The organism is Streptomyces sp. NBRC 109706 (assembly GCF_000974485.1).
Lineage (GTDB): Bacteria > Actinomycetota > Actinomycetes > Streptomycetales > Streptomycetaceae > Streptomyces.
In genome coordinates this window covers 610,767-632,531 of record NZ_BBOM01000011.1, presented here as the reverse complement: position 1 = coordinate 632,531, position 21,765 = coordinate 610,767, and the positions used below count along the sequence as shown (strand labels likewise).

16 protein-coding genes are annotated in these 21,765 nt (G+C 72.4%); 9 read left to right on the top strand and 7 right to left on the bottom strand.

All coding sequences use genetic code 11. The features are described from left to right. The first annotated feature begins 1,166 nt into the window (after positions 1–1,166). Together AOM46_RS27300 and AOM46_RS27295 are read left to right on the top strand one after the other, a co-directional pair. Positions 1,167–2,666, top strand: a complete 1,500-nt coding sequence (locus AOM46_RS27300) for an FAD-binding oxidoreductase (protein WP_158920707.1) — start codon at positions 1,167–1,169, stop codon at positions 2,664–2,666. 479 nt (positions 2,667–3,145) lie between these two features. Then, a complete protein-coding gene (locus tag AOM46_RS27295) occupies positions 3,146–6,106 on the top strand; it encodes a LuxR family transcriptional regulator (RefSeq protein WP_267887828.1) in 2,961 nt (986 codons plus the stop codon). Between the two features lie 68 nt (positions 6,107–6,174). Here AOM46_RS27295 and AOM46_RS27290 read toward each other — a convergent pair whose 3' ends face one another. Further along, positions 6,175–7,773, bottom strand: coding sequence for an acyl-CoA carboxylase subunit beta (locus AOM46_RS27290; protein ID WP_062216186.1), 1,599 nt, complete (start codon positions 7,771–7,773; stop codon positions 6,175–6,177). 183 nt (positions 7,774–7,956) lie between these two features. Between AOM46_RS27290 and AOM46_RS27285 the strand changes: the two genes are divergently transcribed. Together AOM46_RS27285 and AOM46_RS27280 are read left to right on the top strand one after the other, a co-directional pair. Beyond that, the gene (locus tag AOM46_RS27285; RefSeq protein ID WP_062216184.1) at positions 7,957–8,448 is read left to right on the top strand and encodes a GNAT family N-acetyltransferase; all 492 of its coding nucleotides are present in this window, start codon (positions 7,957–7,959) and stop codon (positions 8,446–8,448) included. Positions 8,449–8,489: 41 nt separating this feature from the next. Further along, positions 8,490–9,332 carry a bifunctional 2-polyprenyl-6-hydroxyphenol methylase/3-demethylubiquinol 3-O-methyltransferase UbiG gene (locus tag AOM46_RS27280; protein WP_062216317.1) on the top strand — a complete coding sequence of 281 codons (843 nt, stop codon included), beginning with the start codon at positions 8,490–8,492 and terminating at the stop codon, positions 9,330–9,332. A gap of 33 nt (positions 9,333–9,365) precedes the next feature. Here AOM46_RS27280 and AOM46_RS27275 read toward each other — a convergent pair whose 3' ends face one another. The 4 genes from AOM46_RS27275 to AOM46_RS27260 form a co-directional block, all read right to left on the bottom strand. Then, positions 9,366–10,112 (bottom strand): thioesterase II family protein, encoded by a 747-nt coding sequence (locus AOM46_RS27275; RefSeq protein ID WP_062216182.1) that lies wholly within the window; start codon positions 10,110–10,112, stop codon positions 9,366–9,368. A 126-nt stretch (positions 10,113–10,238) separates the two neighbouring features. Then, positions 10,239–11,186, bottom strand: coding sequence for a cytochrome c oxidase assembly protein (locus tag AOM46_RS27270; protein WP_062216180.1), 948 nt, complete (start codon positions 11,184–11,186; stop codon positions 10,239–10,241). A gap of 129 nt (positions 11,187–11,315) precedes the next feature. Next, the gene (locus AOM46_RS27265) at positions 11,316–12,044 is read right to left on the bottom strand and encodes a type 1 glutamine amidotransferase (protein ID WP_062216178.1); all 729 of its coding nucleotides are present in this window, start codon (positions 12,042–12,044) and stop codon (positions 11,316–11,318) included. 50 nt (positions 12,045–12,094) lie between these two features. Beyond that, the gene (locus tag AOM46_RS27260) at positions 12,095–13,336 is read right to left on the bottom strand and encodes a MurT ligase domain-containing protein (protein WP_062216176.1); all 1,242 of its coding nucleotides are present in this window, start codon (positions 13,334–13,336) and stop codon (positions 12,095–12,097) included. A 209-nt stretch (positions 13,337–13,545) separates the two neighbouring features. Between AOM46_RS27260 and AOM46_RS27255 the strand changes: the two genes are divergently transcribed. Together AOM46_RS27255 and AOM46_RS27250 are read left to right on the top strand one after the other, a co-directional pair. After that, positions 13,546–13,740: a hypothetical protein gene (locus AOM46_RS27255; RefSeq protein ID WP_062216174.1), complete on the top strand. Its 195-nt coding sequence runs from the start codon at positions 13,546–13,548 to the stop codon at positions 13,738–13,740. Positions 13,741–13,807: 67 nt separating this feature from the next. After that, the gene (locus AOM46_RS27250; RefSeq protein WP_062216172.1) at positions 13,808–15,013 is read left to right on the top strand and encodes a hypothetical protein; all 1,206 of its coding nucleotides are present in this window, start codon (positions 13,808–13,810) and stop codon (positions 15,011–15,013) included. 4 nt (positions 15,014–15,017) lie between these two features. Here the strand turns inward: AOM46_RS27250 and AOM46_RS27245 are convergent, their stop codons facing one another. After that, on the bottom strand, positions 15,018–16,226 hold the full coding sequence (locus tag AOM46_RS27245; RefSeq protein ID WP_078857221.1) for an ROK family protein: 1,209 nt from the start codon (positions 16,224–16,226) through the stop codon (positions 15,018–15,020). Positions 16,227–16,243: 17 nt separating this feature from the next. Here AOM46_RS27245 and AOM46_RS27240 point away from each other — a divergent pair, with 17 nt between their 5' ends. The 3 genes from AOM46_RS27240 (at position 16,244) to AOM46_RS27230 (ending at position 19,391) form a co-directional block, all read left to right on the top strand. Next, positions 16,244–17,485 carry an MFS transporter gene (locus AOM46_RS27240; RefSeq protein WP_078857220.1) on the top strand — a complete coding sequence of 414 codons (1,242 nt, stop codon included), beginning with the start codon at positions 16,244–16,246 and terminating at the stop codon, positions 17,483–17,485. Positions 17,486–17,540: 55 nt separating this feature from the next. Continuing rightward, positions 17,541–18,020: a DUF4442 domain-containing protein gene (locus tag AOM46_RS27235; RefSeq protein ID WP_062216170.1), complete on the top strand. Its 480-nt coding sequence runs from the start codon at positions 17,541–17,543 to the stop codon at positions 18,018–18,020. A 105-nt stretch (positions 18,021–18,125) separates the two neighbouring features. Then, positions 18,126–19,391, top strand: a complete 1,266-nt coding sequence (locus tag AOM46_RS27230) for an APC family permease (protein WP_062216168.1) — start codon at positions 18,126–18,128, stop codon at positions 19,389–19,391. A gap of 24 nt (positions 19,392–19,415) precedes the next feature. Here AOM46_RS27230 and AOM46_RS27225 read toward each other — a convergent pair whose 3' ends face one another. Beyond that, on the bottom strand, positions 19,416–21,656 hold the full coding sequence (locus AOM46_RS27225; protein ID WP_062216161.1) for an MMPL family transporter: 2,241 nt from the start codon (positions 21,654–21,656) through the stop codon (positions 19,416–19,418). Between the last annotated feature and the right edge of the window lie 109 nt (positions 21,657–21,765).

The window sequence follows — 21,765 nt, the reverse complement described above, 5'->3', positions numbered from 1 at the left end:
GCGGGAGTTGCGTGCTGTTCGGGGACGTGGGTGACGGCGTGCGTCGACGGCCGTGGGGGCGCGGTCGGGTGGGGCGGGATCGACGGCGATCCACGACGGGGGTGTGGGGTGTGGGCGTGCCTCGGGGGCGTCGGTGCCCATGATTGGGCTGCTCGGCGGCGCTCGACAACCCCCTACCTGTGACCCCTCAGCTCCCCTTAACGCGGCGCTGGTGGTGTGGTGTTGGGCCTGGTCAGCGGGGGTTGGCCGGTGGTCGGGGGGTGGTCGGCGCGGTGGGCGGGGCGGGGGTGGGGGGTGGCGTGGCCGGTCCGGCGGGTGGGGGGGGGGGGTGGGCGGGTGGCCGGTGGGTGCCGGGGTCCGGAGGGGGGTGCGGCCGGGGGGCGGGGCGTCGGATGGTGCGGTCCGCCGTCGGGGATTCGATGTGCCGGTGGCGGTCGATGCTCTGCCGCTCTTTCCTTCATGGGTCTGAAGGATGGCGGCGGGGGCAACTCCGTTGTGCTCTCTGCCACATATGGGCGGTCCGGGGTTCCGGGTACGCGGTCGCGTTTGCCGCGCGCCGGGTGGATTCGGGGGTTCGTCTCTTAGGAAGCGGTGTCCGCATTTCGCGAGGTCCGTTCATGGTTTCCTTGAGGATACTAACGCGGAGGCCGTTCGGAAGACTCCCCTTAGCTACCCAAACAAAAGGCATGGTTCCGGTTTTTTGTCGCGCCCTCAACAAGCACGGAGGGGCCTCTTCCGATCGCTTCGGGGTCGTGAATCCCCAAAGGAAACCGACCCGTTACCGGACGAAGGCAAGGTTGCTCCCGAGGGCTGCCACATGCGCTCTGACCTGGGGAAACATCAGCCGCCCACACCCCACATAAGATGCGTCGTCACAAAACTGTCACGAGCCATCTCGTCTTCCACACGACTTAGGTATGCTCGCGATAGATCGACGATCCGTTCGCCGCTAGGGGAGCTTCAAGAATGCGGTGCGGTTTTCCTGACCAGTCGATCGGCACACTGCGCACTCTTACTCTTGGGGGATTCTGGTGCCCGCAGTTTCACGAAGGACAATTCTGGCCGGCATGGGTACAACCACTGCCGGCCTCGCCATAGGCGCGACCGCAGGAACGGCTCTGGCGGACGGAACCGTCGGTACGACCTCCGAATTGGTTCCGGGCCTCGTGACCGTCAACCGAGGGGATCCGCTCTACAAGGACCTCCTCCTCCGGGGCTACAACAGGCGCTACTCGACCGACCCGGACAACATCAAGGTCGTGGGTCAGACCTCGCACGTCGTCCAGGCCGTCAACGAGGCGGTCGACTCGGGGAAGCGGCTCGCCATCCGGGGTGGTGGCCACTGCCTGGACGCGCTGGTGGACAACCCCGAGGTCGAGGTCGTCATCGACTTCACCGAGATGCGTGACATCACGTTCGACACGGACATGAACGCCTTCGCCATCCAGCCGGGCGCCACGCTGGGGCAGGTGTACCGGACGCTCGCCTTCGGCTGGGGCGTGACCCTGCCCGGCGGGGTGTGCCCCTTAGTCGGAGCGGGTGGCCATATCGCCGGCAACGGCTTCGGGGCGCTGTCCCGCCAGCACGGCCTGATAGCCGATCACCTCTACGCCGTCGAGGTCGTGGTGGTGGGCGCGGACGGGCAGGCCAGGGCGGTGGTGGCCACCCGGGAGACGGCGGACTCGGACCGGGACCTGTGGTGGGCGCACACCGGTGCCGGGGGCGGCAACTTCGGTGTGGTCACGCGGTACTGGATGCGTTCTCCCGGCGCCTCGGGGACCAATCCGAGCGCGCTGCTGCCGGCCACGCCGCACGCGCTGATGACTAGTCAGGCGGTGTGGCGCTGGGAGGACCTGGACGAGGACGGCTTCATCCGGGTGACGCGGAACTTCAGCACGTGGCTGGAGGAGAACAGCGCCCCGGGCGCGCCCGGCACGGCGCTGCACTGTGCGCTGAGCGCACCTCGGGTGGAGCGGCCCGAGATGATGATCGTGGCGCAGACCGATCCGAGCGTTCCGGGCAACGAGGCGCTGCTGGACGCGTTCCTGGCGGACATGGGGGCCGGTGTCGGCACGGCGCCGAGGATCGTGAAGTCGGGTCAGCTGCCCTGGCTGACCACCACGATCAACGCGCCGGACTCGTCCGTGGCGCAGGGGGTGACGGGCCCGCCGCGCTGGAAGAGCAAGGTCGCCGTGATGCGTAAGGGGTACTCGGACGAGCAGATCGCGACGGTCTACCAGCATCTGACGCGGGCGGACTACGCCAACCCCGCGTCCAGCTTCTCGATGACGTCCTACGGGGGGCAGATCAACGCGCTCGCGTCGGACGCGTCGGCGCACGCGCATCGTGACGCGGCCTACACGGGGGCGGTCTCCGCCGCGTGGGACGTGGTGTCCGAGGACGACGCGCACACCAAGTGGGTGCAGCAGCTGTACCACGATCTGTACCGGGACACCGGCGGGGTGCCGGTGGCCGGCGACACCAACGACGGCTGCCATGTGAACTGGCCGGACCTGGATCTGCTGAGCGCCGACTGGAACACGTCCAACACGTCGGCGAGCGCCCTGTTCCACAAGGGCAACTACCCGCGGCTGCAGGGGATCAAGGCGGCCTACGATCCGCTGAACGTCTTCCGGCATCCGCTGTCGATCGAGCTGCCCGGCTAGCCGTACGTCGGTCGTGTCGCCGTGGGCCCTCCGTTCCGGGGGGCCCTTCGGGCTGTCGCGGCCCGCGCCGCCCGGTGCGGTGACAGAGAAAAATATCACTCCGCCGTCGGGATCTTTTACACCCCCCTGTTTCACCCCCCTAGAATGCGTCACTGCCAAATCGGCCGGGTTTTGCCGATCCTTTTATGGCCGCTCGGACTGGAAACGGGCCGATGCGGGCAGCGCCACTGGCGCACCCCGGGGAAGCGGGCGGCAGATTGTTCGCCAATTAACTTTCTGTTGGCCGGACGAGTCGCCGAGGTAAAGCGGCCCGCGAATTCGAGCCATATCCGGAACACGGGACTCCGGATGTGCCCGGGAGGGCCCGCTCTCCCCCTGGGGGCGGCCCTCGCGCGGTCGAACCCCATGTGAGTCCATGGCCACACTGAGCGAACACCCATGTAAAGTGCCTGCCAGCCTTGCTAGTCTGTCGTCACCAGGTGGTTACCGAGAGCAGATGCCGGCTCGCGGGCACGCACCGGATCGACCACTGCGGCACAGGAGAACTCGGACGGTTTTCTCGTTTCCCTAGAACTCATTTAAGGGGGACCAGCACGTTGGCGACTAGCCATTACCCCGAACAGACACCACTGGTCGAGCGCCTGAGAGAACTCTCGTTACTCACCGACTCCTTCGAGCGCGGCGTGAAAGAGGGAGAGGCGGTGTCCGTCCTCGTGGACGGCCCGGTTGGAACGGGGAAGACCCGCCTGTTGGATGCTTTCGCCGAATGGGCGTCCAAGACGAGGAACGCCTTTCTGTTACGGGCCACCTGCGCCCGATCGGAGGAGCACTTATCACTGGGCGTGGTCCGGCAGCTCCTCGACCAGCTACTCGACGGTCCGGATGCCCCGGGGGTCCGGGTGTCCCCCACCGTCCAGCGGCTCAGGGAGGATGTTCTGTCCCTGCTGCTGTCGTCGCCGGACCCGGACGCAGCCCGGCAGGCCGCGTTCCGCGCCCAGATCGAGTTGGTCCCGGTGTTCCAGGACCTCGCCCGGGAACGTCCGGTGGTGGTCTTCGTCGACGACGCCCACCATATGGACCCCAGCTCCGCCCACTGCCTGCTCTACGCGATCCGGCGGCTGCGCTCGCCGGTCGTCTTCGTCCTCGCCCAACCGGGCGTCCCCTCGGGGGATCTGCGTTCCTTCTACGACGAGCTGCTGCACCAGGGCAACTGCCGTTCGCTGCGCCTGCGGACGCTGTCGGTCGCCGGTGTGCGGCAGGTGGTCGACGCCGTCGTCGACGCCTTCCCGCAGCTCGACGCCGAGCAGTTCGCCGGCGCGTGCCACGAGGTCACCGGGGGCAATCCCCGGCTGATGCACGCCATGCTCAGCGATCTGCGGCCCCTGGCGCACGCCCCGCGCGCCGGCGTACCGGAGAGCCAGGCGGTCGGCGAGTTCTTCGCCCGTGCGGTCTCCAACTGCCTGCTGCGCGCGCCCGTTCCCATCCAGAAGGTGGCCCGCGCCATGGCGGTGCTCGGCCATGTCGGTTCGCCGGTGCTGGTGGCGCGGTTGTGCGGTGTGGAGCCGATCCAGGCGGAGAAGGCGACGGCCGGGCTCACCACCATGGGGCTGGTCGTCGACGGTGGCTTCCGCAGCGGTCCCGCGCGTCTGGCGGTGCTGGAGGAGATGTCGCCGGAGGAGCGCGCGGAGTTGCACGGCCGCACCGCGGAACTGCTGCACGAGAACGGCGGGTCGGCGATGACGCTGGCCAGACATCTGATCGTGGGCGGCAAGGTGCGGGGGCCGTGGGCCATCGGCGTGCTCCACGAGGCCGCGCGGCAGGCCGCGGTCCACCACGACGTCGGCTTCGCCGTCGCCTGTCTGGAGCTGGCGACCCTGGCCGGCTCGGACGAGCGTCGGCCGGTGACCAAGGCGATGCTGTTGGACGTGGCGTGGCGGCGGGATCCGGCGGTCGCCGGGCGGCATGTCAACGGTCTGGTGGAGGCGTTGCACCGGGGCGAGGTCGAGGCCGAGCAGGCGGTGACGCTGGTCTGGCATCTGCTGTGGCAGGGCCGGATCGGCGACGCGGCGGCCGCGCTGGATCGGCTGCGGGACTCGCTGTTCGCCGAGGACGGGCGGGAACTCCCGGTGGCGACGGCCCTTCGGGCGTGGCTCGCCCACTCCTTCCCCATGCTGCTCTCCCTGTTCCGGCCGGGCCCGACCGCCGCTGCCTCGTCCCGGGAGCGGCCGGGTCGGGAGACGGTGCTGTACGACATCGACCACCGGGTGCGGGCCCAGGTGGGGTTGGCCGAGGTGCTGGGCAACCGGACGGGTCCCCATCCGCTGGCGGACGCGCGGCAGGTGCTGCGGGGTTCGCCGGGGGACGAGTTGACGTATACCTCCGTCCACGCGGCGCTGTTGACCTTGGTGTACGCGGACCGGACCGGGGAGGCCAGGCAGTGGTGCGAGCGTCTGTTGGCGGGCACCTCGCGGCATGAGGCGCCCACCTGGCATGCCCAGTTGACGAGTGTGCTGGCCGAGGTGCGGCTCCGCTCGGGGGCCGTGGTGAAGGCGGAGGAGAGCGCGGCGGCCGCCATGGCGGCGTTGCCCGAGCGGAGTTGGGGGGTCGCGATCGGCCAGCCGCTGGTCCCTCTGCTGCAGGCGCAGGTGCTGCTCGGCAAGTTGGAGCAGGCCGGTCAGCTGGTGGAACGGCCGCTGTCGCCGGCGATGCTGCAGAGCCGTCACGGGCTGACGTACCGGTACGCCGTGGGTCAGTACCAGCTGGCGCGGCAGTCGCCCCAGGCGGCGCTTGATCTCTTTCTGGAGGCCGGTGAACTGGCGCGGGTCTGGGGGTTGGACAGCCCGTCGCTGGTGCCCTGGCGGGGTGGCGCCGCCGAGGCGCTGGTCGCGCTGGGGCGGCCAGGGCGGGCCGGGGAGTTGCTGGCCGAGCAGCTGGAGTTGGCGGGTGACGAGTATCCGCGGGCCCGGGCGATGACGCTGCGGTCGATGGCGGCGCTGGTGGATCTGGAGAAGCGGGGTCCGCTGTTGTCCCACGCGGTGGAGCTGCTTCGGGCCTGTGGGGATCGGGTCGAGTTGGCGCGGACCCTGTTGGCGCTGGGCACCATGCACGGCGCGTTGGGTGAGGCCAGGCGGGCCCGGATCCAGACCCAGCTGGCCTATCGGGTGGCCAAGGAGTGCGGGGTGCCGGCGTTGTTGTCCGCGCAGACCAGGACGGCGCCGCCGGAGCCGACGCCGGTGGCGTCGGGGCTGTTGACGTTCGCGGAGCAGCGGGTGGCGACGTTGGCGGCTCGGGGGCACACCAACCGGGAGATCGCGACGCAGCTGTTCATCACGCCGAGCACAGTGGAGCAGCATCTCACGCGGGTCTTCCGGAAGTTGAAGGTGAAGCAGCGTGAGGAGCTTCCGCTGGGGTTGGGGCTGCACAGCTTCGACGCGGTGTAGCGGTCCGGCGCGTCGAGGCCCTGGCCGGTGTCGCCGGGCGGGGCCGTCGCCGGGGTTGCCGGGACGGGCTACTGGGGTGGGTTTCCGTGCTTGCGGGCGGGGAGGTCGGCGTGCTTGCCGTCCAGCATCTCCAGCGAGCCGATCAGGATCTCGCGGGTGCGCGTCGGGTCGATGACATCGTCCACCAGTCCGCGTTCCGCCGCGTAGTAGGGGTGCATCAGCTCGGCCCGGTACTCGTCGACGACGCGGAGCCGGGTGGCCTCGGGGTCCGGGGCGGCGGCGATCTCGCGTCGGAAGATGACGTTGGCCGCTCCCTCGGCGCCCATCACGGCGATCTCGTTGGTGGGCCAGGCGTAGGCGAGGTCGGCGCCGATGGACTGGGCGTCCATGACGATGTAGGCGCCGCCGTATGCCTTGCGCAGGACGACGGAGATCCGGGGAACGGTGGCGTCGCAGTAGGCGTAGAGCAGTTTCGCGCCGCGCCGGATGATGCCGTCGTGTTCCTGGTCGACGCCGGGGAGGAAGCCGGGGACGTCGAGGAGGGTGATCAGCGGGATGTTGAACGCGTCGCAGAACCGGACGAAGCGGGCGGCCTTCTCGGATGCCTCGATGTTGAGCACCCCGGCGAGGTACTGGGGTTGGTTGGCGACGACGCCGACGGTGCGGCCGGCCAGCCGGGCCAGGGCCACGATGACGTTGGGTGCCCAGCGTTCGTGGACCTCGGTGACATCGGCGTCGTCGACGATCTCCTCGATCACCCGGCGCATGTCGTAGGGGCGGCGGCCGTCGGTCGGGACCAGGTCGAGCAGCGCGTCCAGGCGGCGGCCGGGCGGGTCGACGGGACGCAGGCGCGGGGGCTGTTCGCGGTTGTTCTGCGGCAGGAGGGCGAGCAGCGCGCGCACCTCCCGCAGGCAGGTCGGTTCGTCGTCGTGGACGAAGTGGGCGACGCCGGAGAGTTCGGCGTGCACGTCGGCGCCGCCCAGGCCGTTCTGGGTGACCTCCTCGCCGGTGACGGCGTGCACGACATCGGGTCCCGTGATGAACATCTGGGAGGTGTCGCGCACCATGAAGACGAAGTCCGTGAGCGCGGGGCTGTAGGCCGCGCCGCCGGCGCAGGGGCCCAGGATCACGCTGATCTGCGGGATCACCCCGGAGGCCCGGGTGTTGCGGCGGAAGATGCCGCCGTAGCCGGCGAGGGCGGTGACGCCCTCCTGGATGCGGGCGCCGGCACCGTCGTTGAGGGACACCAGGGGGGCGCCGGCGGCGATGGCCATGTCCATCACCTTGTGGATCTTGGCGGCGTGGGCCTCGCCGAGGGCGCCGCCGAAGATCCGGAAGTCGTGGGCGTAGAGGAAGACGGTGCGGCCGTGCACGGTGCCCCAGCCGGTGACCACGCCGTCGGTGGCGGGGCGTTTGGTCTCCAGGCCGAAGCCGGTCGCGCGGTGTCGGCGCAGCGCCTCGATCTCGTGGAACGAGCCGGCGTCCAGGAGCAGTTCGACGCGTTCGCGTACGGTCAGCTTGCCCTTGGCGCGTTGGGCGGCGGTCGCCCGTTGACTGGGTCCCTCGGTGGCCTCCTCGCGTTTGCGCCGGAGTTCGGCGACGAGGCCGCGCAGGCCGGGCGCGGGTGGGGTGGTGGGCCGGGTCGCGGGGTGGTCCGAAGCTGTCACGGTGTTCGCTCCCAGGAAGTGGTGAGGCGCGTGGCGCCGGTCCCGCTCGGTGCTTCGGCCGCGTGGTGGGGACCCGGGACGACGGTAGGGCGGCGGGGTCGCGGCCCGTCACCCCCTACGGCCCCGGAACTGGTGCTTTGTCCCCCTGAGTCGCGGCTGGCGGGGCTGTGGTTGGGTGGGGTGATGTTCACAGTCGAGCGGTTGTTGCCGGAGCACGGTCCCGCGGTGTTGGAGTTCGAGCGGGAGAACCGGGCGTTTTTCGCGGCCTCGGTGAGCGACCGGGGCGACGCGTACTTCGCGGAGTTCGAGGAGCGGCACCGGGCGCTGCTGGCGATGCAGGAGGCGGGGACGGACCACTTCCATGTGGTGGTGGACGACGGCGGGGCGGTGGTGGGGCGGGTCAATGTGGTCGAAGTGGCCGACGGTTCGGCGGAGTTGGGGTATCGGGTGGCTCGGTCGGTCGGCGGGCGTGGGGTGGCGACGACGGCGGTGCGCGCGGTGCTCGAACTGTCCGCCTCGGTGTACGGGTTGCGGTCGCTGCGGGCCGTGACGACGGTGGACAACGTGGCGTCGCGGGCGGTGTTGGCCCGGGTCGGTTTTGTCGAGTCTGGCGAGGAGTTGGTGGCCGGCCGGCCGGGGCTGCGGTTCCGGCGGGAGCTGCGCGACGCCCGTTAATGGCGTGCCGGCCGGCGCCGGCGTTGGCTACCGTCGCGGCCATGACGGATGGCGAGGACAGCGCGCGGGGCACGGATCACTGGCTGCGGATCAACCGGGAGAACTGGGACGACCGGGTGCGGGTGCACGCGGGGAGCGACTTCTACGATCTGCCGGGTTTCCGCGCGGGGGACGATCCGCTGCGGCCGGTTGAGGTCGCCGAGGTGGGGGATGTGACCGGGCTGCGGCTGCTGCATCTGCAGTGCCATATGGGCCAGGACACCCTGGCCTGGGCCCGGCGCGGGGCCTTCGTGACGGGGGTGGACTTCTCGTCCGCCGCGATCGGGGTGGCGCGGGGCCTGGCCGACGAGCTGGGCCTGGCGGACCGGGCGCGGTTTGTGGTCTCGGACGTGTACGAGGCGCCGACGGCGCTGGACGGCGAACGGTTCGACGTGGTGTACACCGGCGTGGGCGCGCTGGTGTGGCTGCCGGATCTGACCCGCTGGGCGCGGGTGGTGGCGTCGTCGCTGACGATGGGCGGGTTTCTGTATCTGGCCGAGTTCCATCCGGTGTCGGACGTGTTGGGCGAGGACGGGAGCCGGGTCGAGTTCGACTACTTCGACGGGAGCCCGGAGCGCGTGGACTATCCGCACACCTATACGGACGGCCCGCCGTTGGGGAAGACGGTCTCGGTGCAGTGGCGGCACCAACTGGGCGAGGTGGTCACGGCGTTGGCGTCGGCGGGGCTGCGGATCGACTTTCTCCGCGAGCGGCCCGACACCCTGTTCCAGCGGTACTCGTCGCTGGAGCGCCGGCCATCAGGGGAGTTCGCCTTCCCCGAGGGCCGGCCGCGGGTTCCGTTGATGTACGCGCTGCGGGCCACCAGGGACCGGCCGGCGGACTGAGGCCCCCGCCGGCCGGTGGGCGCCCGGGCCGTGTCAGGCGGTGAGGCGCGCGATGTGGTCGCGGATGGTGGCGATCACGGCCGGCGCGTGGTCGCCCAGGTAGAAGTGGCCGCCGGTGAAGGTCTTCAACTCGAACGCGCCGGTGGTGTGCGCGGCCCAGCGCTCCGTCTCCTCGCGGGTGGCCATCGGGTCGCTGTCGCCGAGCAGCGCGTAGACGGGGCACTCCAGGCGCGGCCCGTCGGTGTGGCGGTAGGTCTCGACGGCCTGGAAGTCGCCACGGACGGCGGGCAGCACCATGGCGCGCAGTTCCGGGTCGCTCAGCAGCTGGGCGTCGGTGCCGCCGAGCCGCTGGATCTCCGCGATGACGCCGGCGTCGCTCCTGGTGTGGATGGACTCGTCCCGGTAGCGGTCGGGGGCGCGGCGTCCGGAGACGATCAGCGTGACGGGCGGCTGGCCGGCCTTGGTGAGGCGCCGGGCCAGCTCGTAGCCGACCATGGCGCCCATGCTGTGGCCGAAGATGGTCAGCGGCCGGTCGAGCCAGGACGCCAGCGCCTCGTGGACGCCGTCCGCCAGCTGCTCGATGGAGGTGAGGACGGGCTCCGTCCTGCGGTCCTGCCGCCCGGGGTACTGGATGCCCAGCACGTCGAGGCCGGGTGACAGGGCGGCGGAGACGGGGTGGAAGTAGCTCGCGGCGCCGCCCGCGTGGGGCAGGCAGACCAGCCGGTTCTTCGCCTCCGGCGCCGGATGGAACCGCTGTATCCACGGGCTCTGCTGGCTCACTGATCCCCCACCGCTGTCTGTCGTCGTGGCACGTACGCCGCGTCACCGGGCCGGCGATATGCCGGCCGCCGCGCGTCGCGCTCCAAGGTACCGCAGACGCCGCCGAGTTCGGCAGCCAGCCAGGGCTCAGCCTCGGCTGCCGAGCCGCGCGAGGTAGTCGTTGTAGGCGGTGAGGTCGGCGTCGCCGTCGCGGTCGGCGGCCCGGTCGAGTCGGCGGGAGGTCCGCTGTTCGGCGAGGTACCACTGCATGACCAGGGCCAGCAGCACCACCACGGTGGGGATCTCGCTGAACGCCCAGGCGATGCCGCCGGCGGCCGACTGGTCGGAGACCGGGTCGGTGCCGAGCGAGCCGGGGATGGTCGCATAGGAGTCGACCAGCGGTTCGGAGGCCATCATCAGGGCGATGCCGAAGAACGCGTGGAACGGCATGGTGGCGAAGAGTTCCAGCATCCGCATCAGATGGCCGGCGCGGCGGGGGCCCGGGTCGACGCCCATGATCGGCCAGAAGAAGACCAGGCCGACCGCGAGGAAGTGGCCCATCATCGCCAGATGTCCGAGCCGGCTGCCCATCAGGAAGTCGAAGAGCGGCGTGAAGTAGAGGACATAGAGGCTGGCGATGAAGAGCGGGATGGTGAACAGCGGGCTGCTCACCACCCGCACATAGCGGCTGTGCAGCAGGGCGACCAGCAGTTCGCGCGGCCCCTTGTGTCCCCGGGGGGCCGTGGGCAGCGCGCGCAGCAGCAGGGTGATGGGGGCGCCGAGCAGCAGCAGGATCGGCGACACCATGCTGATCACCATGTGCTGCACCATATGGGCGCTGAAGAGGACCATGCCGTAGTCGTTGAGCGCGGTGCAGGTGACGGCGGCGATGCTGAGCACGCCGAGCGCGAAGGAGACGGTGCGTCCGGTGCCCCAGGAGTCGCCGCGTCGGGTCAGCCGGATGACGCCCCAGCCGTAGAGGGCCAGCGCGAGGAGGCAGCCGATCAGGAAGATCGGGTCGCCGCCGAACTCCAGCGCGCGTCCTGGTGTGAGGGGTGGCAGCTCCGCATGGCCGCCGTGGTCGCCGTGACCCATCGCGTGACTCCCTGTGCTCCGCCCCGTCGCGGGAGCAAGCCTAGGAAACCGTTCCGTGGCCCGCGCGTCCGGGGTGCCCCTGGCCTGTCCCGGTGCGCGCCGCCGCGTGGCGCGGCGGCGCGGGGTCGGTCAGGCCGGGGCGGTGGCGGCGGCGATGCGTTCGGCGCGCAGCGCCTCGTACCAGCGGTCGTCGACCGGGGGCAGCGCGTTGACGTCGAGCGTCAGCTTGAGCAGCAGGTCGGCGACGGCGGGGTTGCGGGCCAGGACGGGGCCGTGCATGTAGGTGCCGAAGACGGTGCCGGCCCAGGCCCCCTCGGTGCCGTCGCCCGTGCCGTTGCCGTTGCCGAGCCGGACCCGGGCGAACGGTCGGGCGTGCGGTCCGACGCGGGTGATGCCCTGGTGGTTCTCGAAGCCGGTGAGCTGCGGGAGGTGCAGCTGTTCGTCGACATCGCCGAGGACGTCGCCGACGCAGCGCTCGCCCGGGCCGCGTTCGCTGATGACGTCGAGCAGGCCGAGGCCCTGCTGGCGCTCGCCGAGGTCGTTGATGAACTCGTGGCCGATGATCTGGTAGCCGGCGCAGACGGAGAAGATGATCGCGCCGTTCTGCACGGCGCGGCTGAGGCCGCCGTCGCGCAGCAGCCGTTCGGCGGCGAGCCGCTGGGGCCGGTCCTCGCCGCCGCCGATGAGATAGATGTCGCCCGAGGTGGGGACGGGCTGGTCGGAGCGGACGTCGACGCGTTCGACGCGCAGTCCGCGCTGCTGGGCACGGCGCTCCACGACGAGGACGTTGCCCTGGTCGCCGTAGGTGCTCAGCAGGTCCGGGTAGACCCAGACCAGGCGCAGGCCTGAGGTGCTCATACTCGCGGTGTTCCTCTCGGTCTTCCCAAGGGTGGGGCGGTCCCCGGCGGCTAGTTGCCGACGACGCGGCGCAGGTCCTGGAAGGCGGTGTAGTTGGCGATGGCCTCGATGCGCCCCGGTGGCAGCTGGGGAAGGGCCTGGTCCAGCGTCTCGAAGACCCGGAAGTCGACGCCGGCGACTTCGAGGCGGACGGCGAGGTCCAGACGTCGGTCGCCGATGACGGCGATGGGGTGCCCGGCGAGCCGGGTGTAGTCGACGTCCCACAGCCAGGAGGTGTCGGTGCCGTCGGCGCCCCTGGCGTTGACGGAGAGGATGACGGGCGTGGGCGGCGGGTCGATCAGGGAGAACGTCTCCAACCAGCCGGCGGGGTTCTTCGCCAGCAGCAGCCGGATGTCGCGGCCCTGGTAGCTGACGACGTCGTAGCGGCCGGCGACGGCGGTGACGGACTCCATGCGCTGGAGGGCGACCTGCGGCGGGATGCCGAAGGCGGCGGCGACGGCGGCGGCCGTGGTGGCGTTGGCCTGGTTGGCGCGGCCCGGCAGCTGGAGGCGGATGGGCCAGGCGGTGCCGTGCGGGTCGATCACATGGCCCTGGGAGAGGACCCAGGAGGGGGCGGGGCGGCCGAATCCGCATTCGCCGCAGCCCCAGTTGGTGTCGTCGGGGCGTTGCATGACGCCGCCGCATGCGGGGCAGGACCAGGCGTCGTCCTTCCACTCCTGGCCGGCGGCGACCCACATGACGTTGGCGGAGGAGGAGGCGGCCCAGACGACGAGGGGGTCGTCCGCGTTGGCGACGACGGTGGCCTTGGAGTCCTGCAGGCCCTCGCGCCAGCGTTCGGCGAGCATCCGGGTCTCGGCGGCGCGGTCGAGCTGGTCGCGGGAGAGGTTGAGCAGGGCGATGATCTTGGGCGCGACGTCCTGCGCGACGCCCGTCAGATACTTCTCGTCGACCTCCAGCACGCCGTAGCGGGCGTCGGCGCCGCCGGAGAGGGCGGAGGTGATGCCGGCGGGCATGTTGGCGCCCAGCGCGTTGGAGACGACGGGGCCTCCGGCGCGCAGGGCCTCGGCGATCAGTCGGGTGGTGGTGGTCTTGCCGTTGGTGGCGGAGACCAGGACCACGTCGAGATGGCCGGCGAGGCGGGAGAGGAGCTCGGGGTCGACCTTGAGAGCGACGCGGCCGCCGATCACCGATCCGCTGCCGCGGCCGGCGGCCCGGGAGACCGCGGCCGCCGCCTTGCCCGCGGTGACCGCCAACTTGGCCCGCGCCGACAGCGGCTGGGTACTGTCTGCCATCGTCCTTCTTCCTCCTCGCCCTCGAACAAAGGCCAGCCTATCGAGGTCTTGGGCCGGCGCCGTACCACGGCGCCGTGGCGGGGTCTGACGGGCGGTGAGTTCGCCGGCGTGGACCCGACTTTCGCCCATATGACCTTTTCAGCCGATATTTAGCTTTTTCTGCCTTTACAGTGCTTCTCAGAACGCCACTCGGCCGCTGGGGAGTGCTCATGGTCTTGTCCGTCTCGGGAGTCGTCCTGCTCGGTGTCGTGGTGGTCATGTTCTTTCGCAAGGACGGGCTCAAACCGACACACGCTCTGGTGTGCGGGTTGTTCGGTTTCTATCTGGCGGGCACGTCGATGGCGCCGAGCATCCATGCCGGGGGCGCGAAGCTGGCCCATCTGCTCGGCGGCATCGCGCTGTAGTCGGTGCGCGGTGTGGGAATCGGGCCACTCGGTGTGGAAAGCGGGCCGTTCGGACCACTCGGCCGCCGTGGGAACACCGCACGGGCTGCGGCGGTCGCTGGCCGTGGCGTGCTGGGGGCCGTGGGTGCTGTCGCGGGGGCTGACCCGGCTGGCGGCCACCGCCTGGTGGTGGGGGGCGCACGGCCGGCGCCGGCTGCCGCTGGCCGGGCTGGTCGTGGGCGTGCTGGTGGTGGCGCTGTGGTTCCCCGCGGTGGGGGTCGCGCTGACCGCGCTGCTGCTGGCGCTGGCCGTGGGTCTGGGATGGGCCCCGGGCCCGGTGCTGTGGCGGCCCGTGGCGCCGGGCGTCGGGGAGGGGTGCCCGCACGAGGAGCCGGCCGCGGGCGAGGTGCCGGTGGCCCCGTTGCCGACGGGCGTGGCGGCGCAGCGGTTCCCGGCCGGTCCTGGCGAGGTGGTGCTGGGTCTGACGGACACGGCGACGGCGGACCGGAGCGTTCCGGCGCGCGACGGGCGGGGACGGTGGGTGGAGGTCGCGCCGCTGGTGTGGCGCACCGGGCCACGGGCGACCGCGCCGCATCTGCTGGCGGTGGGCACGCCGGGCGCCGGGGCGACCTCGTTGCTGCGGTCGGTGGCGCTGCAGGCGTTGGGGGACGGCGAGGCGGTGCTGGTCGACGGCAGCGGGGTGGGCGAGTTCGCCTGCTTCGCCGGCCGGCGCGGGGTGTTGGGGACGGAGACCACGCCGGAGGGCGCGGTGGCGGGGCTGTCCTGGGTGGCGCGGGAGACGGAGCGGCGGCTGCTGCTGTCCGGGGCGGACCGCCGGGTGTCGCGTCCGTTGTGGGTGCTGGTGGACCGGCCGGCGCTGTTGGCGCATCTGGCGTGGGCGGCCGGCGCGGGTGATCCGTTGGGCCTGCTGGATGTGCCGCTGCGGTACGGCCGCGAGGCGGGGGTGACGGTGGTGCTGGCCGAGCAGGTGGGGGTGTGGGAGTCGCTGGCCGGCGCCCTGGTGGGGTGCACCGGGGCGCGGGTGGTGTTGGGGGCGGTGCCGGTGGAGCAGGCGTCGGCGGTGTTGGGCGGGGTGCCGCCGAGGGGGGCGGTCTCGGCGCCGGGGGACGGTTTCGCGCGTCTCGGCACGGGCGGGGTCTGCCGGCTGCGGGTGCCGGCGACCCCGGATCCGTGGGACGAGTCGAGCGATCAGGGGCCGCGGCGCGCGGTCTGGGAGTTGCTGCCGGCCCCGGCGAGCCCGGAGGCGGCCAGGGGGGAAGGGGGCCGGCCCTGAACGGTCAGCCGGGGAGCGCGGTCAGCGGATCGTCGAGCACGGGCTGCCAGGCGAGTTCGGCCGCGCCGACGAGGCTGTTGTAGTCGAGGGTGCAGGGGGTGAGGGGCACCGTTCCGCTCCGGCCCCACAGGCTGCGTTCCTCCACGGCGCCGCAGAGCCGTCGGGGGTCGGCGTCCAGCAGCCAGCGGTGCAGGCCGCCGAGGATGATCCGGTCGGGGTTGAGGATGTTGACCAGCCCGGCGAGGCCGAGGCCGAGGCGGTCGATGACCTTGTGGGTGGCGGCGCGGACGGCGGGGTCGGTGGCGTACTCGGTGCGCAGCAGCTCCCTGGCCTGGTCCAACAGGGAGCCCTCCGGGCCCGGTTGGCGGCCGGCGGCGTCGAGCAGGGCCAGGGGGTCGGTCTCCACGTCCAGACAGCCTCGGCTGCCGCAGTGGCAGGGGCGGCCGGCGGGGTCGACGGTGAGATGGCCGACTTCGAGGGCGAGCCCCGCGCTGCCGGAGTGCAGCCGGCCGTCCAGGACGAGGGCGCCGCCGACGCCCCGGTGTCCGGTGGCGACGCAGAGCAGTTGGGCGGCGCCTCGTCCCGCGCCGTGCCGGTGTTCGGCGAGGGCGGCGAGGTTGACGTCGTTGCCGCAGTAGCCGGGGGCGTCGATGCCGGCGTCGGCGAGGCAGTCGTTGAAGATGTCGCGGACCGGGGCGCCGGCGGGCCAGGCGAGGTGGAGCGGGTTGAGCGCGGTGCCTTCCGGTTCGGCGACGGCGGAGGGGACCGCGAGGCCGGCGCCGACGCAGTGGCGTCCGCTGGCGCGCAGCAGTTCGGCGCCGGCGGCGACGACCTGGCCGAGGATCTGGGCGGGGTCGGCGGCGACGGTGGTGCAGGCCGGGGTGGTGGCGTGGAGGCGGCCGCCGAGGCCGACCAGCGCGGCGCGGAATCCGTCGGCGTGCACCTGGGCGGCGAGGGCGACGGGGCCGCCGGGGTCGATCGCCAGCCGGTGGGACGGTCGGCCGTGGCTGCCGGCGGGTGCGCCGGGCCGGGAGTCCACCGTGATCAGGCCCAGCGTCTGCAGTTCGCTGGCGACGGCGCCCGCGGTGGCGCGGGTGACGCCGAGCGCGGTGGTGAGGACGGCTCGGGTGGGAGCCCGGCCGGTGTGGACGAGCTCCAGCGCGGGGCCCAGCGCGTTCCGGCCACGTTCCAGTCTGGTACGGGTGTGGGTCACGCTCCTATTCTGGCTTTGTGTCTTCAATAAACAAATTTCGGGCGATCCTGTCCCCGCGTGCCCCGGCGGGCGAGGACCCGTCGGCGGCGCGGGCGTTGGCCCTGTTCCGGGTCGCGCTGACGGCGTTCTTCGCGGTGGACGGTTTCGTCTTCGCCGGCTGGGTGGTGCGCATCCCGGCGGTGAAGGAGCAGACGGGCGCCTCCCCCTCCGCTCTGGGGTTGGCGCTGCTGGGTGTCTCGATCGGTGCCGTGGTGACGATGACGCTGACCGGCCGGCTCTGTCAACGCTTCGGCAACAACCGGGTGACGGTGTTCGCCGGGGCGCTGCTGGTGCTGAGCGTGGCGCTGCCGCCGCACACCCACTCGGCGGTGACGCTGGGGGCGGTGCTGCTGCTGTTCGGGGCGGGGTTCGGCGCGGTGAACGTGGCGGCCAACAGCGCGGCCGTCGATCTGGTGGCGGCGCTGCGGCGGCCGGTGATGCCGAGCTTCCACGCGGCGTTCAGCCTGGGCGGGATGGTGGGCGCGGGGCTCGGCGGGCTGGTCGCCGACCGGCTGAGCGCGGCGCGCCATCTCGCGCTGCTGGCGGCCGTCGGGCTGCTGGTGGTGGTGTGGGCCGGCCGGACGCTGTGGCGGAACGCGCCCCGGCCGGCCCCGTTGTCGGGGGACGGCGGCCGCAAGGCGAGGGCGAAGGGCGTCGCGGCCGGCGGTTCGGTGGGCTGGCTGGTGGGCGTGTTGGGGTTGATAGCCCTGTGCACCACCTATGGCGAGGGCGCGATGGCGGACTGGAGCGCCCTTCATCTTCGGGAGACGTTGGGCGCGGGCGCCGGGGTGGCGGCGGCCGGCTATTCGGTGTTCGCGCTGGCGATGACGGTGGGCCGGTTGACGGGTTCCGCGGTGCTGGCGCGGATCGGGCCCGACCGGGCGCTGGTCGCCGGCGGCGCGTTGGGCGCGGCGGGGATGCTGCTGGGCGCGCTGGCGCCCACGGTGTGGTTGGCGCTGGTGGGGTTCGCGCTGACGGGCCTGGGGTTGGCCAACGCGTTCCCGATCACCATCGGCACGGCGGGGCAGTTGGCCGGCCCCCGGGGGGTGGCGCTGGCCTCGACGGTCGGCTACGGCGGGATGTTGGCGGGCCCGGTGGCCATCGGGTTCCTGGCGGACTGGTTCAGCCTGGCGACGGCGTTGGTGACGGTCGCCGTGCTGTCGGGGGTGGCCGCCGTGACGGCCTACGGCACGCGGGACGCGCTGCGCCGGGCGGGGTGAGGGGCGTCTCCGACGGCATTACCGGCAGGTAACTTTCCGTGGTAGCTTACGGATTATGTCGGTACGAATCGTCAGCCCCCGCACCCTGCGACGCGTCATGCGCTGGTGGCCGCCGTTCCGCGCGGCCGGGATCCGGGTGGAGCGCATCGCCGACGACTGGAGCGCGGCCCGGGTGCGGATGCGCCTCGGCCGGCTGAACCGCAACTACTTCGGCACCCAGTTCGGCGGCTCGCTGTACTCGATGTGCGACCCGTTCTGGGCGCTGCTGGTGCTGCACCGCCTCGGCCCCGGCTATGTGGTGTGGGACCGGGCGGCCGAGATCGAGTACGTCTCGCCCGGGCGCGGCGATGTGTTCGTGGAGTTCGAGCTGTCGGAGGAGCGGGTCGCGGAGATCCGCGCGGCCACGGCGGACGGCGCGAAGGCGCTCCCCTGGTTCGACTGCGAGGTACGAGCCGCCGACGGCACGGTGGTGGCCCTGGTGCGCAAACAGCTGTACGTGCGGCGCAAGCGGGATGCCGCCACGGCGGTGGCGTAGCCCCCGGTTGGACGTCGGGCGGTCGCCCGCCGGTCATCCGCCGCCCCTATCGTGCTCCTCCGGTCGAGGAGCGGCGGGGCCGACCGCCGCGGTGGGGAGTGAGCGATGGGCGCACCCGGGTCCGCGCGGGCGGGAGAACTGCGCCGGCGTCTTGGGGTGTTCGACGCGGTGGTGATCGGCCTGGGGTCGATGGTCGGCGCGGGCATCTTCGTGGCACTGGCGCCGGCCGCCGGCGTGGCGGGCGGCGGTCTGCTCCTGGCGTTGGCGTTGGCCGCCGTGGTGGCGTACGCCAACGCGCTGTCCTCCGCCCGGTTGGCCGCGCGCTATCCGCGCTCGGGCGGCACCTATGTCTACGGCCGGGAGCGCCTGGGGGACTTCTGGGGATATCTGGCCGGCTGGGCCTTTGTCGTCGGGAAGACGGCCTCCTGCGCGGCGATGGCGTTGACGGTGGGCTTCTATGCGTGGCCCGAACAGGCCAGGGCGGTGGCGGTCGCCGCCGTGGTGGCGCTGACCGTGGTGAACCACCTGGGGATGCGGAAGTCCGCGTGGGTGACGCGGGGCATCGTGGCGGTCGTCCTGGCGGTGCTCGCTGCGGTGGTCGTCGCCAACCTGGCAGGGGGATCCGCCGGGCGCGCCTGGGCGGCCGGCGGCTCCGACATCGCCTGGGGCGGGGTGCTCCAGGCGGCCGGGCTGCTGTTCTTCGCCTTCGCCGGCTACGCGCGGATCGCGACGCTCGGCGAGGAGGTCCGCGATCCGGCGCGGACGATTCCGCGCGCGATCCCGTTGGCGCTCGGCGGCGCTCTGGTGGTGTACGCGGCGGTGGCCGTGAGCGTCCTCGCCGTGCTGGGGGTCGACGGCCTGGCCGGGGCCACCGCGCCGCTCGCCGACGCGGTGGACGCCGCCGGCGCTCCCGCCCTGGTTCCCGTGGTGCGGGTGGGGGCGGCGCTGGCGGCCCTGGGGGCGTTGCTCGGCCTGCTGTTGGGGGTCTCCCGCACCGCCCTGGCGATGGCCCGCGACCGGCACCTGCCGCAGGCCCTGGCCGCCGTCCACCCGCGTTTCGGGGTGCCGCACCGCGCGGTGTGGGCGGTCGGCGCCGTGGTCGTGGTGCTGGCCACGGGCGCCGACCCACGCGGGGCGATCGGCTTCTCCTCCTTCGGTGTGCTGGCCTACTACGCCATCGCCAACGCCTCGGCGTGGACGCTCCCTTCGGCCGGGCGCCGCCTGGACCGGGTGGTGCCGGGCGTCGGCCTGGTCGGGTGCGGGGTGCTGGCCCTGGCCCTGCCGCTGTCCTCCGTGCTGTGGGGGGCGGCGACGCTGGCCCTGGGCGCGGTCGTCTTCGGCGTGCGCCGCCGGGTGCCGGCGCGGGGCTGAGGACGGTGGGGGCCGGCCCGACCGTCAGCCGACCGGGGTGGGTTCCCGCTTCGCGGGCGGCGGTGGGGCCGCCGGCAGGGCCTCGCTCAGGCCGAAGCGGTCGTGGAAGCGGCGGAGCGGGCCCGGGGCCCACCAGTTGGCGCGGCCGGCCAGCCGCATGGACGCCGGGAGCAGCACCATCCGGATCAGGGTGGCGTCGGCCAGGATGACCAGCGCGGTGCCGATGCCCAGCTCCTTGAGGAAGACGACGCCGCTGGTCGCGTAGGTGGCGAAGGTGACGACCAGGATGCCGGCGGCGGCGGTGATCAGCGGGGCGGTGGTGCGGATCCCGGCGACGACGGACGCGTGGGTGTCGCCGGTGCGGTCGTGTTCCTCCTTGATGCGGGAGAGCAGGAACACCTCGTAGTCCATGGAGAGTCCGTAGGTGACGCAGAACATCAGCATCGGGATGCTGGGTTCGATGGAGCCGGTCGGGGTGAAGCCCAACACCCCGGAGAAGCGGCCGTCCTGGAAGATCCACACCAGGGCGCCGAACATCACGCCGAGGCTCAGCAGGTTGAGCACGGTGGCCTTCAGCGGCAGCAGCACGCTGCCGGTGAGCAGGAACAGCACCACGCAGGTGGCGATCAGGATCAGGGCGGCCATCAGCGGCACCCGGGAGAGCAGGACGGAACGGAAGTCGCTGGTCTCGGCCGGATAGCCGCCGAACTCGAAGGCGGCGGGGGCCGGGGTGTCGCGCAGTTCGGCGACCAGCCCCGGGACGTCGCCGGCCATCGCGTCCTGGGTGGGCACCACGGAGAGCGACGTTCCGCCGTCCTGGCCGGTCATGGCGGCGGACGCCGCGCCGGGTGGCTCGGCCAACTCGCCCCGGCGGTGGGTGCCGACGGCCGACACCACCTGGAACACGCCGGGGTGGCGGGAGAGTTCGGCGGCGTAGTCGGCCGTCTGCCGCGCGTCGAGCCCGGCGTCGGGTCCGGTGACCGCGAACAGGGTGTCGGTGGGCTCGGCCTCGAAGTGCCGTTGGGTCTCCTCGGCGACGACCCGGCTTGAGGTGCCGGCGGGCAGGGTGCGCTGGTCGGGCAGGCCGAACCGCAGGCCGAGCACCGGGGAGGCGGCGAGCAGCAGCACGCCGAGCGCGGCCAGGCCGGTGACCAGCGGGCGGCGCAGCACGCCGCGCGCGGTGCGCTCCCAGAAGGTGCCGGTCGCGGCGGCCGGTCGGGTGCGTTCGAAGCGGTGGCCCCAACGGGCCAGCGCGGCCGGCAGGATGACGATGGCGCCGACCACGGCGGCCAGGACCACCAGGACGCCGGCGTAGGCGAAGGAGCTGAGGAAGAAGAACGGGAACACCAGGAGGGTGGCCAGCGAGATGGCGACGGTCAGCCCGCTGAAGACGACGGTGCGGCCGGCCACGGCGACGGCGGCGACGGCGGCCTCCTGCTGGGGCAGCCCGGCGGCTCGTTCCTCGCGGTAGCGGTTGATCACGAAGAGGCAGTAGTCGATGCCGAGTCCGAGCCCGAGGACCAGGGCCAGGTTGGCGGCGAACGTGGAGACGGGCGTGAGCTGGGCGATCAGCCGCAGCCCGGCGAGGGTGGCCAGCACGCTGAACAGGCCGACGCCCACGGTGATCAGGGCCGCGACGGCCCGCCGGTAGACGAGGACCAGCAGCAGGGTGACGGCGGGGAGCACGATCAGCTCGGCGGTCAGGAAGTCCCTGGCGGCCTGCTCGCCGACCTGCCTCGACACCTCCTCCTGGCCGCCGACCGCGACGTCGACAAAGGCGTTGCTGTCCGTCAACTCCGGTGAGAGGTCCGCCAGTTCGGCGCGGGTCTCGGTGGCGTCGCCCTCCAGCCTGGCGAGTACCAGGGCGCGGCTGCCGTCGGTGGCGCGCAGCGCGGCGTCCCGGTCGGTCCAGTAGGCGGTGACATCGGTGACCATCGGGTGCTCGGCGAGTTCGGCGGCGACCCTTCGTCCCTCCGCCTCGACCTCGGGGCTGTCCACATCGCCGTTCCTGGCGGTGACCAGCAGGGCGAGGTTGGGATTGCCGGTGCCGTAGGTCTCCCGCAACACGTCCTGGACGCGGACCGATTCGGTGCCGGGGGCGTCCCAGCGGGCCAGTTGGAGGGCGCCGGGGGCGCCGGCGCCGAGCAGCCCGAGCAGCGGGAGAAGCACGGCGGCGGCCAGCAGGATCGCTCCCGCACGCCGTACGGCGACGCGGCCGAGCCGGGTCAACAGGCCGGGATCGGCTGGGCGGTTGGGCTGTGCCATGGAGGGAAGAACCTTTCGCGAGCGTGAGCTGCCAACGGTGGCCCGGCCCGCTGACCATCCGCTGGAACGCCCACTGACCGTCCGCTGGAAGAACCGCTGGAACGCGGCG

Bases quoted from the DNA above. Each gene is read 5' to 3' on its own strand.
- AOM46_RS27285 (WP_062216184.1), top strand. From the start codon at position 7,957: ATGTTCACAGTCGAGCGGTTGTTGCCGGAGCACGGTCCCGCGGTGTTG.
- AOM46_RS27280 (WP_062216317.1), top strand. From the start codon at position 8,490: ATGACGGATGGCGAGGACAGCGCGCGGGGCACGGATCACTGGCTGCGG.
- AOM46_RS27270 (WP_062216180.1), bottom strand. From the start codon at position 11,186: ATGGGTCACGGCGACCACGGCGGCCATGCGGAGCTGCCACCCCTCACA.
- AOM46_RS27265 (WP_062216178.1), bottom strand. From the start codon at position 12,044: ATGAGCACCTCAGGCCTGCGCCTGGTCTGGGTCTACCCGGACCTGCTG.
- AOM46_RS27260 (WP_062216176.1), bottom strand. From the start codon at position 13,336: ATGGCAGACAGTACCCAGCCGCTGTCGGCGCGGGCCAAGTTGGCGGTC.
- AOM46_RS27255 (WP_062216174.1), top strand. From the start codon at position 13,546: ATGGTCTTGTCCGTCTCGGGAGTCGTCCTGCTCGGTGTCGTGGTGGTC.
- AOM46_RS27235 (WP_062216170.1), top strand. From the start codon at position 17,541: ATGTCGGTACGAATCGTCAGCCCCCGCACCCTGCGACGCGTCATGCGC.
- AOM46_RS27230 (WP_062216168.1), top strand. From the start codon at position 18,126: ATGGGCGCACCCGGGTCCGCGCGGGCGGGAGAACTGCGCCGGCGTCTT.
- AOM46_RS27225 (WP_062216161.1), bottom strand. From the start codon at position 21,656: ATGGCACAGCCCAACCGCCCAGCCGATCCCGGCCTGTTGACCCGGCTC.